The sequence below is a fragment of the Ilumatobacter sp. genome (assembly GCF_030065885.1).
In the GTDB taxonomy this organism is placed as follows: domain Bacteria; phylum Actinomycetota; class Acidimicrobiia; order Acidimicrobiales; family Ilumatobacteraceae; genus Ilumatobacter.
Genome location: NZ_JASJCS010000064.1, coordinates 1 through 13,207, shown reverse-complemented (window position 1 = coordinate 13,207; position 13,207 = coordinate 1). Strand labels below are relative to the sequence as shown.

The following is a 13,207-nucleotide window of genomic DNA, read 5'->3' as shown; positions in this document are numbered from 1 at the left end:
AGGGTGCAGGCGCCCATGCTCCCCGACATCTCGATCCGGCAGCTCGAGTACCTCGTCGCCGTCGCCGAGTCGTCGACCTGGGCACGTGCGGCCGACCGCATGGGCGTCAGCGCCTCGGCGCTGTCGCAGGGGCTCGCCGAGCTCGAGCGACGTGTCGGCGTCAGCCTCTTCGAACCAGCGGGGCGGCGCCGGGTGCTGCGGCCGGCGGCGACGCCCGTGCTCGATCACGCCCGCCGGGTCGTCGGGCTGACGCGTGACCTCCTCGAGTGGTCGGATCGGATGCAGACGGCCCGGGCCGGCCGGGTACGGGTCGGCATGATCGACGTGGCGGCCGTCGTGCACTTCCCGAATGTGCTGCGAACGTTCCGCGCGGAACGGCCCGCCGTCGAGCTGCTGCTGTCGGTGTCGCCGTCGGCGCGGCTGCTCGACGCGCTGCGGGACGGCGATCTCGACCTCGTGGTGTGCGTCGAACCTCCCGAGCCACGGCCCGGCGTCGAGCTCGCAGAGCTGCGGAGCGAGCCGCTCGCCGTGGTCGCACCTGCCGGAACGACGATCGGCGCCCCGTCGTCGTGGGGGCCGTGGTTGCTGTTCCCGTCGGGTTCGCACACCCGGCACCGGATCACCGAGCGTCTCGGCGAGCTCGGCGCGCCGGTTCGGATCGCAGCCGAGAGCCACCAACCCGACGTCCTGCTCCAGATGGTGGTGCTCGGCCTGGGATGGACCGTCCTCCCGGTCGACGCGTCGTTCGAACGCGTCGACGTGGTGATCGGGCCCGAGCTCGTCCGCCGCCAGCTCGTGCTGGCGACCCGTGCCGGCTCGGTCCACGACCCGGCGGTCGACGAGCTGGCCGAGCGCCTGCGGGTCGCCTGACGATCGTCTGCCCGCCCTCGCACGACGCGACGTCGATCGCCGGCGTCGGACGACCCGGTACGACTGGCTACGTTCGAGCAGATGCAGCTCGGGGTGCACATCGGTCAGCAGAACATGTCGATGGACGAGATGCGGGCGCTGTGGCGCCGCGCCGACGACGAGGGTCTCGACTGGATCTCGGTCTGGGATCACCTCTACGAGGCGCCACCCGCCGGCGGCACGATCCCGCACTTCGAGGCGATCGCGTGCCTCGGCGCGCTGGCGGCCGACACGCAGCGCGCCCGCCTCGGCTGCCTCGTGTTCTACGTCGGGTACCGCAACCCGGGGCTCCTGGCGAAGGCAGCGACGACGATCGATCACATCTCGGGCGGACGCTTCGAGCTCGGGCTCGGCGGCGGGTGGCACGAGTGGGAAGCCGAGGCGTACGGCTACGACTTCCCGTCGGTGGGGGAGCGGCTCGACATGCTCGACGAGGCCGCCGGCCTGATCACGAGCTACTTCACGAACGATCGCACCACCCACGACGGCGAGTACTTCCGGGCTTCGAACGCGTCGATGCTCCCGGCGCCGGTGGGCGGCACGATGCCGCTCTGGATCGGCGGCGTCGGCGAGAAGCGGACGCTGCGGATCGCCGCTCGATGCGCGGACGGATGGAACGCGGCGTACATCTCACCCGACGAGTTCGGTCGCCTCAACGACGTGCTCGACGCTCACTGCGCCGACCTGGGCCGCGACCCGTCGACGATCGAGCGGTCGATCAACGTCATGTTCGACCTCGGTCGCTCCCACGCGGACCTCGCGGCCCAGTGGGGCCCGATGTGGGAGCGGGTGTCGGGTGGATCGCTCAACGGCAGCCCGGAGGACGCCGTGCAGCGCCTCCTCGAGTACCCCGGGACGCCGGTGCGGACATGGTCAACGTCGCCGTCCGCGCGCCGCTCGACCGCGACATGGTCGACGCCTACCTCAGCGAGACCGTCCCGGCGGTCAGGGCGGCCGTCGCGGATGCCTGAGGTGCTCGCTCCCCGCGTCCCGCGCGGCGTCCGCCGCGGCACCGGCGGCGAGCCGGAACCGGCGTGCCAGCTGGCCGTGGCGTCGTGATCAGCTGTCGATCCCGCTGACGACGTCGCCGACGGCGATCGCCCCCGGGGAAGTGACGACAGCGCCGATGCCGAGCTTGTTGTCACGCTCCTTGATGACTCGCTTGAGCACGCTCAGATCCTTGTCGATGCCCGGCTGGGCGCGGCTGATCATGATGCAGCGGTCGATCGGCTTGCGGATCGACAGTCGTGCCGCGCCCACGGTGACGTCGCCGGCCAGCGTCTCCTCGCCCGAGCCGTCGAGGATCAGGTTGATGCGGAATCGCCGGCGATCCCACTCTCCGAGCGACGCCCGTGACACGAGGGAGATCTTCGAGCGGCCGTCGTGGAAGGTGCCGCCCGAGCTCTGCCACTGCATCCAGTCGGCCTCGTTGTCGACGTCCATCGGGTTCTCGAACGTGCCGGGCCCGTCGGACGCGGCCCGGAGCTCGACCGGACGGCCGAGTCGAGCCGAGAGCGCGGCGTCGTCGGCGAGCACGGCACCGTGCTCGTCGGTGATCACCGGGCGACCGCCGTCGAGACGCGACGAGAGGAACAGCAGGTCGGGTTCCCGGCGCGCCGTCAACACCATGCCGGTCGCCGGGTCGTAGAGACCCCACTGCCGGTCGCCGGCGATGCCGAGCTCGTCGACGTCGGCGGCGTCGAGCTGCTCGCCACCGAGCGACTTCACCGGGAACCGCCAGATCTCCGAGACCGTGAGCACGGCCGGACCGTAGCAGCGGTCTCGCGACCATCCGTTCGTGCAGCGCAGTTCTCCATGGTCGCCCGTGTGGCGAGCGTCACAGCTGATCCTTAGAGCGTCCTTAGGAACGCCGACGATCGTGACCATCGAGAGCCGGGATCCGCCGACAGGCGGATCCCCCGACAGACGGAGAGACCAATGGCAACCCCCACCACCCCCCAACGTGGGCCGAAGCGCAGCGCGGCCCGCTCGGTCGCCATCGCAGCGTTCGGGCTGAGTGCCGTGCTCGTCGCGCCGGCCGCGGTGAGCGCGGCGACGGCGTCGAGCGATGCGCCGGAGACCTCCGAGGACGAGGCAGCGCGGATCCAACAGCGTCTCGAGCGGCTCTGCCTGCGCGCCGAGAACGTGCAGGTTCGTGTGCAGAACCGGATCGAACGCCTCGAGGGCGACGCCGAGACACGCGGCTCGCTCGCCTGGCTGCAGGCCCGGGTCGAGAACGCGCAGCGTCGCGGCTGGGAGGACCGCGGCACGATGCTGCAGAACCGGCTCCAGATCCGCGAGATGTCGCTCGAGCAACTCCGCGAACGAGCGGTGCACGTCGAGGACATCCTCGACCGCTGTGCCGAACTCGATCAGTGAGCGCTCACCGCACGTTGACTGCAGTCGCGGCGGCGGTCTTCGTCGTCGCCGGTTGCGGCTCCGGCGACGATTCGTCGGGCGTCTCGACGGCGACGACGGGATCCAGCGTCGAGTCGCAGGTCGAGGCCGTGGACACGTCGTCGCAGAAGACGAGCTCGGCTGCGCCCGTCGATGGCAGCGTCGCAGTCGACGACACCGATGTCTCGGTGGTGACCACGTCCGGGGGCGACCTCGTCGACCTCGGCGAGGTCGACGACGGCGGGACCGTTGCGACGACCGATGGCGCCGACCCGGCCGCTGAGCTCGAACCGGCACCGGCGACCACGCAGCCGTCGACCCCGACGACTGCCGACGAAGCGGAGCAGGGCGGCGTCGACGAGGTCGTCGAGCCGCCGATCAGCGAGGCGGAGCTCGCCGAGCTCGAGGCCGTGCTCGACGAGATCGAGGCGCTCCTGGACGACGTCGATGCGCAGCTGAGTCAAGATTGACCCCGTGCCAGCTGGTCGCCGGATCCTGATCGTCGAGGACGACGCCGAGGTTCGCGACGCGGTCGCTCGCGGCCTTCGGTTGCACGACTTCGAGGCGGTCGGGGCCCGCGACACCGATGCCGCTCGGGCCGAGATCGCCAGACGTCGACCGGATCTGATCGTGCTGGACGTCGGGCTCCCCGGGCAGTCGGGCACCGAGTTCTGCGCCCAGCTGCGCGCCGACGGGTGGGACGTCCCCGTCCTGGTCCTCTCCGCCCGCGACGCAGTGGGTGATCGCATCGTCGGACTCGAAGCAGGCGCCGACGACTACGTCGTCAAGCCGTTCGATCTCCAGGAGCTGGTCCTCAGGATCGAAGCGCTGCTCCGCCGGGCGCCGACGACGGGCGACACCGACGTGGTCGTTGCGGGGGCACTGTGGATCGACGTCGACCGCCGACTCGCGTCGGTCGAGGGCGAGCGGATCGAGCTGTCCGGCCGCGAGTTCGACCTGCTGACAGCGCTGGCTCGCAACGCCGGCATCGTGCTGAGCCGCGTGCGGCTCCTCGAGCTGGTCTGGGGCTACGAGTTCGACGTCGACACGAACGTGGTCGACGTGTTCATCGGCTACCTGCGGCGCAAACTGGGTGCCGTCGAGTCGGCGCCGGAGATCGAGACGGTCCGCGGGGTCGGGTTCGTGCTGCGCGCGTCATGAGGCTCGCGACGCGCGCCGGGCTCGCCGCCTTCGGCGCCGCCCTGATCGCCGTCATCGGTGTCGTCGTCGTCGTTCAGGCACGCTTCGTGGGCGAGTTGGAACGGCAGACCGACGACGAGCTCGAAGCGCGGCTCGCCAGCGCGCCGATCGTCGTGGCGGTCGCCGAGCAGCTTGCGATGTCGGAGCTGCGGCTCACGATGCCGGCGACACGGGTCGTGGCGGGCGACACGGGGTCCATGATCGACCTCGGTCGCGTGCCGCCGTCGATGCCGGCAGACACCGGCGAGGGCTTCGTGACCGTCTCCGCGGACGGCGAGCGATGGCGCGTGCTCACGACGGACGTGACGAACGTGCCACGGGTCGGCGACGTGGCCACCGTGCAGCTGATCGCACCCCTCGGCGATGTCGACGACCGGATCCGCAGCCTCCGCCGCCGGCTCACCATGATCGGTCTGATCGCTGCGTTGCTCGCCGGGGCCGTCGGCTACCTGCTCGGGCGGCGAGCCGCGATGCCGCTCAGCCAGCTTCGGACCGACGCTGCCGCGATCGACCGCGACGACCCCGCCACCTGGCATGTCCACGAGCGATCGGGCACGCCCGACGTCGACGAGGTCGGTGCGGCGCTCAACAGCAGCCTCGCCGACCTCGCCGCGGAGACCGCTCGACGGAACGCAGCCCTCGAGGCGGCGCGGGGGTTCGCCTCCTCCGCGACCCATGAGCTGCGGACGCCGATGCAGTCGGCCCGGACGAACCTCGACATCGCGGCGAGCGACGCTGCGAGTGGGGCCGACCGTGCTGCGGCGCTGGCGATGGCGCGAGATCAGCTCCAACGCGCCGGGACGGGTCTCGCGGCGGTTCGGACGCTCGCCGACGCCGAGTTCGCGGATCCGGCGTGGTTCCAGCCCGTCGATCTGGCCGAGATCGTCGACGGAGTCGTCGCCGCCGAGACGGCACGTGCGGACGTCGTCGTCCGGGTCGAAGCGTCACCGCAGCCGCCCGTCCCGCTGTGGGCGGACGGCGCGCAGCTCGCCGTCGCCAACGTCGTTCGCAACGCCGTACTGCACGGCGGACCCGCCGACGGGTCGCCGGCGGAACTGGTCGTCCGGGTCGATGCCGGCGCGGTCGCGGTCGAGGACAACGGCCCCGGCATCCCCGCACCGAACCGCGACCGAGTGCTCCGACGATTCGAGCGAGCCGGAGCAACAGGGCCGGGTTCCGGTCTCGGGCTGGCGATCGCACACCAGGTCGCGATCGCTCACGGCGGGTCGGTGACCATCGACGACAGCCCGCTCGGCGGCGCTCGGGTGGTCGTCGACTTCGGCTCGGCGCGGGGGTCGTGAGCGGAGCCGCGCCAACAGTCCGCCCCGTTGCGGCGCCCACCCGCGCTTGTGTTCCACCCGGAGTTCTGTCATGCTGTCGCCTGATGCGTGCAGCACCTCGCGCCCTCGTAGTACTCATCGACTAGCGCACCGGCTTCACCTGCCGCGTGCGCCCCGACCTCCCGACGACGGGAGGTCGTTTCGTTTTTCGCCCACCGACGTCCGCCCACGACCCCCTTCGACCAGGAGACCAAGCCATGACCCGAATGACGGGAGCCCAAGCCCTCATCAAATCGCTCGAGATGGAGCAGGTCGACACCGTGTTCGGATTGCCCGGCGGTGCGATCCTCCCGGCCTACGACCCGCTGATCGAGTCCTCGATGCGCCACATCCTGGTACGCCACGAGCAGGGCGCCGGCCACATGGCCGAGGGTTACGCGCACGTGACCGGGCGCGCCGGCGTCGCCGTCGTCACGTCGGGTCCGGCGGCGACGAACATGGTCACGCCGCTGATGGACGCCTACATGGACTCCATCCCCACCGTCACGATCACCGGACAGGTGGCCAGCTCGGGCATCGGGCTCGACGCGTTCCAGGAGTGCGACACCGTCGGCATCACCCGGTCGTGCACCAAGCACAACGAGCTGGTGCTCGACGCCGACGACATCCCGATGGTGGTGCGGCAGGCCTTCCACATCGCCACCACCGGCCGCCCCGGCCCGACCCTGGTCGACGTCCCCAAGGACATCCTCCAGAACGAGATGAGCTGGTACTGGCCGAGCGACGACGAGGTGTCGGCGTCGTTGCCCGGCTACCGGCCGACCACGAAGGGGCATCCGCGCATGATCAAGGAGGCGGCGCGCCTCATCATGCAGGCCGAGCGCCCGGTCCTCTACGTCGGCGGCGGCATGCTCAAGGCGCGTGCCGCGGAGGTGCTGCGCGAGCTCGTCGACCTCACCGGCATCCACGTCGTCACGACGCTGATGGCGCGTGGCGTGTTCCCCGACAGCCACCCGCTCAACCTCGGCATGCCCGGCATGCACGGCACGGCGACTGCCACGACGGCGATGCAGAAGAGCGACCTGCTCATCAACCTCGGCGCCCGCTTCGACGACCGCATCACCGGCAAGGTCGACTCGTTCGCGCCGGAGGCCAAGATCATCCACGTCGACATCGACCCGGCCGAACAGGGCAAGGTGCGGCGCCCCGACGTGCCGATCGTCGGCGACTGCCGGCTCGTCACCGAGGAGATCGTGAGGGCCATCCGCGACCTCAAGGAAGGTGGCGCCGAGCAGCCCGACACGAGTGCCTGGAAGAGCCGCATCTCCGGCTGGCAAGAGCAGTTCCCGCTCACCTACGAGCGCAGCGAGCCGGGCGCCGCGCTGAAGCCGCAGCACTGCCTCGAGGAGCTGCGCGACGCGGCGCCCGAGGGCACGATCCTCTGCTCCGGCGTCGGGCAGCACCAGATGTGGTCGTCGCTGCACTGGAACTTCGACGAGCCGTACACCTGGGTGAACTCGGGTGGCCTCGGCACGATGGGCTTCTCGGTCCCCGCTGCGATCGGCGCCAAGGTCGGCCGGCCGGATCACACGGTGTGGGCCGTCGACGGTGACGGCTGCTTCCAGATGACCGCGCAGGAGCTGGTGACCGCCACGGTCGAGCGCATCCCGATCAAGGTGGCGCTCCTCAACAACAGCTACCTCGGCATGGTCCGCCAGTGGCAGGAGATGTTCTACGACGAGCGCTACAGCGAGGTGTACCTCTCGACCGACGTGCCCGACTTCGTGAAGTGGGCCGAGTCGATGGGCTGCGTCGGCATCCGGGTCGAGTCGCCCGAGGAGGTCGCCCCGGCGATCGAGAAGGCGAACGCGATCAACGACCGCAGCGTGGTCGTCGAGTTCCGCACCGACTCCGACGAGAAGGTGTTCCCGATGGTGCCCGCCGGCGCGTCGAACGACGAGCTGATCGTGCACCCGACCCAGCAGACCATCCGCGATCGACTCGCCTGACCAGCGTTACAGAAGGTGTCAGACACCTTCTGTAACGCTCTCGAGGAGCACTCTCATGACTGCCATCAACCCGTTCGGTTCGTCGTTGAACCACCACATCCTGTCCGTGCTCGTCCAGAACCGGCCCGGCGTGCTGGCGCGCGTGGCCGGGCTGTTCGCCCGGCGCGGGTACAACATCTTCTCGCTCGCCGTCGCGCCCGCCGAGGACGAGGGGATGAGCCGCATCACGATCGTCGTCGACGTCGAGTCGGCGCCGCTCGAACAGATCACCAAGCAGTTGTTCAAGCTGATCGACGTCGTCAAGATCAGCGAACTCGATCCGCGACGCTCGGTCGAGCGCGAGCTGCTGTTGGCCACGGTGCGCGCCGCCCCGTCCGAGCGCGGTCAGATCGTCGAGCTGGTCACGATCTTCGAGGCGAAGATCCTCGCCGTCGCCGCCGAGGCGCTGACGATCAGTTTGGAGGGCCACCCCGACAAGCTGGATGATTTCGAAGAGCTCATCGGGGGCTACGGCCTCGTCGAGCTCCAGCGCACCGGCAGGGTGGCGCTCCCGAAACTCGATCGCGGCGCTCGCCTGCGCGCCGTCTCCAACAAGCAACAGACTGGAAAGGTGGGCTGATGGCCGCCAACGTGTACTACGAAGCCGACGCCGACCCCACGATCATCCGCGGTCGCAAGGTCGCGATCATCGGCTACGGCTCGCAGGGCCATGCCCACGCACTCAACCTCAAGGAGTCCGGCGTCGACGTGTGCGTCGGCCTCCGCGACGGCTCGTCGTCGAAGCCGAAGGCCGAGAACGCGGGCCTGACCGTGAAGTCGCTCGACGACGCCGCGGCGTGGGCCGACGTCATCATGATCCTCGCGCCCGACACCGAGCAGAAGCGGATCTTCGACGAGCACATCGCCGGCCACCTCCAGCCCGGGGACGCCATCGCGTTCGCCCATGGCTTCAACGTGCGATTCGGGCGCATCGCGGCGCCCGAAGGCGTCGACTGCATCATGATCGCGCCCAAGGGTCCCGGTCACCTCGTGCGCCGCACGTACGTCGAAGGTGGTGGCGTTCCGGCGCTGATCGCCGTCGACCAGGACGCCACCGGCAACGCGAAGGCGCTGGCCCTCTCGTACGCCGAGGCGATCGGCGGCGCGCGCGCCGGCGTCATCGAGACCACGTTCCCCGAGGAGACCGAGACCGACCTGTTCGGCGAGCAGGTCGTGCTGTGCGGCGGTCTGACCAAGCTCGTGCAGTACGGCTTCGAGACGTTGGTCGAGGCCGGCTATGCGCCCGAGATGGCGTACTTCGAGTGCCTGCACGAGGTGAAGCTGATCGTCGACCTCATGTACGAGGAGGGCATCGCGGGGATGCGCTACTCGATCTCCGACACCGCGGAGTACGGCGACCTGACGCGTGGGCCACGCGTCATCACCGAGGACACCAAGGCGACGATGAAGGAGATCCTCGGCGAGATCCAGTCCGGCCAGTTCGCCGACGAGTGGGTCGCCGAGAGCGAGTCCGGTCGGGCCAACTACCACCGACTGCAGGACGAGGGCAAGCAGCACCCGATCGAGGTCGTCGGCGCCGAGCTGCGGGCGATGATGCCGTGGATCAGCGCCGGCAAGCAGAAGGTCGCCGAAGCGAGCGGCGGCGACAGCTGAGTCGGGCCGGATCGCCCGATCGCGGCGTTCCGTCTCGCCGCTCGCTGCCCATCAGCCAGTTCGGGTTCGTCGCATCTTGCGCTCGGCCGATCCGCCTCCGACTCGGAAACCTGAATGCCTCGTCGGCGATGGTGGCGCCGTGCGACGGGCTCGGATCGGTGCCCCGCGCTTGCGGGCCAGGACCGATCGGGCGTCAGGGGAGGCGGTCGACGCGGCGGGGCGGGTCGTCGGTGTATGCCGCCCGGCCTCGCCGGAGGCGCTCGAACTCGATCACGACCCGCCACAGGCCGTCGCGACGTTCGCCGCGATCGGCCTGTGGCGTGCCGTCTGCCGTGGTACTGGCATCGGCGACGTCGGTGGGGGAACGGTGGTCGGTCCGGCGTCGCACGATGAACAGACGCGCCGGCTCGACCAGAAGTCGCGAACAATCACGAGAATCTCAGCTGACGGCGACGCGGCAGGCGATCCGCATCATGGCGTCGACACCTCGCTTGAGCTCGTCGTCGCCGATGCGCGTCGCCTCGCCCGACTCCTCGAGGATGTCCGAGACCGTCATCATCGCCAGCGCCTCGAGGCCGTTGATCGCCGCGACGGTGTACATCATCGCAGCCTCCATCTCGACGCCGATGTGGCCGACGCGCTTCCACCGGGCGAACGTGCCGGGGTCGGGGTCGTAGAAGACGTGGCTCGACACGATCGGGCCGACGTGGACCTCGGCGCCCTGCTCACGACTCAGCCGCACTGCGGTCTCGACGAGCTCGAACGTGGCGGCGGGAGCGTAGGAGTCCATCTGCGCCAGCCGGAGCGCGGTCGGGTCCTCCGGCGTCGCGCTGATGCCGATCGCCGTGTCGCCCATCTGCATGCCCTCCTTGAGGCCGCCGCACGTGCCCACCCGTACCAAGCGCTTCGTCCCGAGCATCACGAGCTCCTCGAAGACGATGCCGGCCGACGGGCAACCCATCCCCGTGGTCTGGACGCTGATCGGCGCGCCCTCGAACGTGCCCGTGAAGCCGAGCATGCCGCGCTCCTCGTTGACCAGGCGGAAGCCGGGATCGAAGAACGTCTCGGCGATGTACTGCGCACGCCTCGGGTCACCCGGACACAACACGTTCGGGGCGTAGTCGTCGGGCTCGGCGCGCAAGTGGATCGGCATGGCGCCAGCGTAGAGTCGCGAGCGATGAACAAAAAGACGGCGCCGTGACGACCGACCAGCCCACGCCGATGGCTCCCCAGTTCGGGGAGGGGTCCGCCGGCTCCGGCGCCGAGGCGGTGCTCGTGAGCACGGTGCTCGGGGTCCGGGACGGCCCCGTCGGTTCGGCGTGGACCACGGCGCTGGCCACGCCGACGATGGGGCATTCGCCGTTCGTCGTGGTGGCCAAGCCGAATCTGCCCGTCGTGCCGTTCACCCTCTTCGTGCCGGCGATCGGTGTGACCGATCAGCGACACGCCGAGCTGACGCTGGGCGCGGGGCAGGCGGGCGTCGCCGCTGCGGTGCTCGACCTGAAGATGGACGACCCCGACGGTGAGCTCTGCCTCATCGTCTCGGCGTGGATCGATCCGCAGGCCGACGACGAAGACGCCGTGTTCGCGAATACCCGCGACGCGACGATCGCGGCGCTCAAGGTCGGGGCCGCAGGAGGTCCGTGGCACGGTCACCTCGTCGAGATCGAGGTTCCCGAGAACCCGTACTTCCGCTCGGGTCGGTCGTAGCGACACCGTTCCATCCCAGCGCCACTCCCGTCGCAAGTTGTCTCGGACACAACTCGCGACGGGTCGGCTTCAGCGGTCGGAACTCAACGCCGGCATCGGTGGGGCCGGTCGTAGGATGGCCGACCATGCTGCACCTCTACGACACCGCGACCCGAGAGGTCCGTGAGCTCGCCCTGCGCGAGCCCGGGAAGGTCAGCATCTACGTCTGTGGGCCGACGGTGTACGGCCCGGCGCACATCGGCCACGGCCGCGCCACGCTGACGTACGACATCCTCCGGCGCTACCTCGAGTGGTCGGGGTTCGAGGTGCGGCTGGTCTCCAACGTCACCGACATCGACGACAACATCATCAACCGTGCGGTGCGGGAGGACCGCCCGTGGCAGGACATCGCCACCAAGTGCGAGGCGATGTGGTTCAAGGCGATGCACGGCATCGGCGTCGAGCGACCGAGCGACGTGCCTCACGCGACCGAGTACGTCGACGAGATGGTCGAGCTGATCGGCGAGCTCGTCGACGGCGGCAACGCCTACCTCACCGACGACGGCGTGTACCTGGCCGTCGAGACCGTGCCCGACTACGGGTTGCTGGCCCACCAGTCGCTCGACGACATGCGCTCGGGCGGCGGCGATCGCGAGGTGTTCGGCGCCGGCGACAAGCGCCACCCCGCCGACTTCGTGCTGTGGAAGTTCTCGAAGCCGGGCGAGCCGTCATGGCCGTCACCCTGGGGCGGCGGACGGCCCGGCTGGCACAGCGAGTGCGTCGTGATGAGCCTCGGCCTGCTCGGCGAGGGCTTCGACCTCCACGGCGGTGGCCAGGACCTGCGCTTCCCGCACCACGAGAACGAGCGTGCCCAGGCCGCAGCGCTGGGCAAGCGCTTCGCCACGCATTGGATGCACAACGGATTCGTCGTCGATGCCGAGGGCGAGAAGATGTCCAAGAGCCTCGGCAACGTGTCGAACCTGCTCGACTTCATCGAGGCGTTCGACCCGCGGGCGTACCGCATGACGTTGCTGCAGTCGCACTACCGCCGCCCGGTCACGTTCACGCAGGAGAGCGTCGACGCGGTGGTCAAGTCGTTGGCAGGCCTCGACGCGTTCGCAGCACGCACCGCCGACGTGCCGGCTGCGCCGCCCGATCCGGCCGTGCTCGAGGAGTTCCGCTCGGCCATGGACGACGATCTCGACACGCCGCGGGCGACCGCGCTGCTGTTCGACACCGTGCGTCATGCGAACGCGGCGCTCGACGCAGGTGACGACGCAGCCGCGGGCCTGGTCGCCGCTGCCAACGAGATCGCGGCGACGTTCGGACTCGAGCTGCACGCGGCCACGGACGTACCGGCCGAGATCGCCGCCCGCGCCGCCGCCCTCGATCAGGCGCGTGCCGGGAAGGACTACGCCACTGCCGATGCGATCCGCGACGAGCTCCAAGCCGCCGGCTGGATCGTCGAGACCACACGCGACGGCACGTCGGTCCGCCGCTGACACGCGGCAGGCGGGCCCCGCCGTCCGGCTGATGCAAGCCCGCCGGGAACGGCGAGAGCCGGGCCCGCGGGAGGCACTGCGAACCCGGCTCTCGAAGCCGCTCGTCCCGACCGGGGGGTTCGGGCGAGCTGGGTGGTGGGGGTTGATCAGTCGCTCAGGGCAGGTCGATCGGGCGCATCACCCGGTTGATCCCGTGGGCGAAGCCGTTGGCGGCCTCGCCGCCGATGTTCGGCCGGACGACGCGTGCGTCGCGGTCGTTGGTGTCCGCATCGACGAGCTGCACGTAGCGGAACCAGAAGAAGCGCTTGACCTTGACGTCGAGCGTGGCCCCGTCGAGCAGCGTCGGGATCGTCGCACCGTTGCTGGCGAGCGCGTCGCGGTACGAGATCTTCGCCGGGACGACGTGGTAGGCGAGGACGTTGCCCACGGTCTCGACGCCGAGGCCGACGACGGCGGCGAAGACCTCGGCCTCCGAGCGGATCCACTGACCGGAGATCTCGTAGACCAAGCGGCGGAAGGCGGCGTCGGTCGGGAGGAACGCGGTCAACTCGGCGTCGGGGTTCGTGGC

At 70.1% G+C, this 13,207-nt stretch carries 15 protein-coding genes; 11 read left to right on the top strand and 4 right to left on the bottom strand.

The features are described 5' to 3' along the window. Positions 1-3: 3 nt before the first annotated feature. Together QNJ12_RS14175 and QNJ12_RS14170 are read left to right on the top strand one after the other, a co-directional pair. Positions 4-870 carry a LysR family transcriptional regulator gene (locus tag QNJ12_RS14175; protein ID WP_300623426.1) on the top strand — a complete coding sequence of 289 codons (867 nt, stop codon included), beginning with the start codon at positions 4-6 and terminating at the stop codon, positions 868-870. 81 nt (positions 871-951) lie between these two features. Further along, entirely contained in the window at positions 952-1,968 is a 1,017-nt protein-coding gene (locus QNJ12_RS14170; RefSeq protein ID WP_367281795.1) for an LLM class flavin-dependent oxidoreductase, read from the top strand. Here QNJ12_RS14170 and QNJ12_RS14165 read toward each other — a convergent pair whose 3' ends face one another. Continuing rightward, positions 1,969-2,670, bottom strand: a complete 702-nt coding sequence (locus QNJ12_RS14165; protein WP_300623424.1) for an MOSC N-terminal beta barrel domain-containing protein — start codon at positions 2,668-2,670, stop codon at positions 1,969-1,971. Between the two features lie 177 nt (positions 2,671-2,847). On the opposite strand from QNJ12_RS14165, the gene QNJ12_RS14160 reads away from it, so the two are divergent. The 7 genes from QNJ12_RS14160 (at position 2,848) to ilvC (ending at position 9,448) form a co-directional block, all read left to right on the top strand. Then, positions 2,848-3,288 (top strand): hypothetical protein, encoded by a 441-nt coding sequence (locus QNJ12_RS14160; RefSeq protein ID WP_300623423.1) that lies wholly within the window; start codon positions 2,848-2,850, stop codon positions 3,286-3,288. After that, on the top strand, positions 3,285-3,776 hold the full coding sequence (locus tag QNJ12_RS14155) for a hypothetical protein (RefSeq protein ID WP_300623421.1): 492 nt from the start codon (positions 3,285-3,287) through the stop codon (positions 3,774-3,776). The genes QNJ12_RS14160 and QNJ12_RS14155 overlap by 4 nt, the downstream gene beginning before the upstream one ends. A 4-nt stretch (positions 3,777-3,780) precedes the next feature. Then, a complete protein-coding gene (locus tag QNJ12_RS14150) occupies positions 3,781-4,467 on the top strand; it encodes a response regulator transcription factor (RefSeq protein ID WP_300623420.1) in 687 nt (228 codons plus the stop codon). Further along, positions 4,464-5,807, top strand: a complete 1,344-nt coding sequence (locus tag QNJ12_RS14145) for a sensor histidine kinase KdpD (protein WP_300623418.1) — start codon at positions 4,464-4,466, stop codon at positions 5,805-5,807. Before QNJ12_RS14150 ends, QNJ12_RS14145 begins: the two co-directional genes overlap by 4 nt. A 236-nt stretch (positions 5,808-6,043) precedes the next feature. Further along, positions 6,044-7,795, top strand: coding sequence for an acetolactate synthase large subunit (locus QNJ12_RS14140; RefSeq protein ID WP_300623416.1), 1,752 nt, complete (start codon positions 6,044-6,046; stop codon positions 7,793-7,795). A 55-nt stretch (positions 7,796-7,850) separates the two neighbouring features. Beyond that, a complete protein-coding gene (gene ilvN / locus QNJ12_RS14135) occupies positions 7,851-8,414 on the top strand; it encodes an acetolactate synthase small subunit (RefSeq protein ID WP_300623415.1) in 564 nt (187 codons plus the stop codon). Continuing rightward, entirely contained in the window at positions 8,414-9,448 is a 1,035-nt protein-coding gene (gene ilvC / locus QNJ12_RS14130; protein ID WP_300623413.1) for a ketol-acid reductoisomerase, read from the top strand. The genes ilvN and ilvC overlap by 1 nt, the downstream gene beginning before the upstream one ends. 193 nt (positions 9,449-9,641) lie before the next feature. Here ilvC and QNJ12_RS14125 read toward each other — a convergent pair whose 3' ends face one another. Together QNJ12_RS14125 and QNJ12_RS14120 are read right to left on the bottom strand one after the other, a co-directional pair. Then, positions 9,642-9,836, bottom strand: coding sequence for a hypothetical protein (locus tag QNJ12_RS14125; protein ID WP_300623411.1), 195 nt, complete (start codon positions 9,834-9,836; stop codon positions 9,642-9,644). A gap of 51 nt (positions 9,837-9,887) precedes the next feature. After that, complete coding sequence (locus QNJ12_RS14120) at positions 9,888-10,601, bottom strand: hypothetical protein (RefSeq protein WP_300623408.1); 714 nt, start codon at positions 10,599-10,601, stop codon at positions 9,888-9,890. 44 nt (positions 10,602-10,645) lie between these two features. Between QNJ12_RS14120 and QNJ12_RS14115 the strand changes: the two genes are divergently transcribed. Then, the gene (locus tag QNJ12_RS14115) at positions 10,646-11,158 is read left to right on the top strand and encodes a formaldehyde-activating enzyme (protein ID WP_300623406.1); all 513 of its coding nucleotides are present in this window, start codon (positions 10,646-10,648) and stop codon (positions 11,156-11,158) included. Positions 11,159-11,283: 125 nt separating this feature from the next. After that, positions 11,284-12,639 carry a cysteine--tRNA ligase gene (gene cysS / locus QNJ12_RS14110; RefSeq protein WP_300623405.1) on the top strand — a complete coding sequence of 452 codons (1,356 nt, stop codon included), beginning with the start codon at positions 11,284-11,286 and terminating at the stop codon, positions 12,637-12,639. Between the two features lie 154 nt (positions 12,640-12,793). On the opposite strand, the gene QNJ12_RS14105 is transcribed toward cysS, so the two are convergent. Beyond that, on the bottom strand, positions 12,794-13,207 hold a 414-nt coding region (locus QNJ12_RS14105; protein WP_300623404.1), incomplete at its 5' end, for a fasciclin domain-containing protein.

Excerpts from the sequence above, each read along its gene's own strand:
- QNJ12_RS14170 (WP_367281795.1), top strand. The coding sequence starts at position 952 with ATGCAGCTCGGGGTGCACATCGGTCAGCAGAACATGTCGATGGACGAG.
- QNJ12_RS14160 (WP_300623423.1), top strand. The coding sequence starts at position 2,848 with ATGGCAACCCCCACCACCCCCCAACGTGGGCCGAAGCGCAGCGCGGCC.
- QNJ12_RS14145 (WP_300623418.1), top strand. The coding sequence starts at position 4,464 with ATGAGGCTCGCGACGCGCGCCGGGCTCGCCGCCTTCGGCGCCGCCCTG.
- QNJ12_RS14140 (WP_300623416.1), top strand. The coding sequence starts at position 6,044 with ATGACCCGAATGACGGGAGCCCAAGCCCTCATCAAATCGCTCGAGATG.
- ilvN (WP_300623415.1), top strand. The coding sequence starts at position 7,851 with ATGACTGCCATCAACCCGTTCGGTTCGTCGTTGAACCACCACATCCTG.
- ilvC (WP_300623413.1), top strand. The coding sequence starts at position 8,414 with ATGGCCGCCAACGTGTACTACGAAGCCGACGCCGACCCCACGATCATC.
- QNJ12_RS14120 (WP_300623408.1), bottom strand. The coding sequence starts at position 10,601 with ATGCCGATCCACTTGCGCGCCGAGCCCGACGACTACGCCCCGAACGTG.
- cysS (WP_300623405.1), top strand. The coding sequence starts at position 11,284 with ATGCTGCACCTCTACGACACCGCGACCCGAGAGGTCCGTGAGCTCGCC.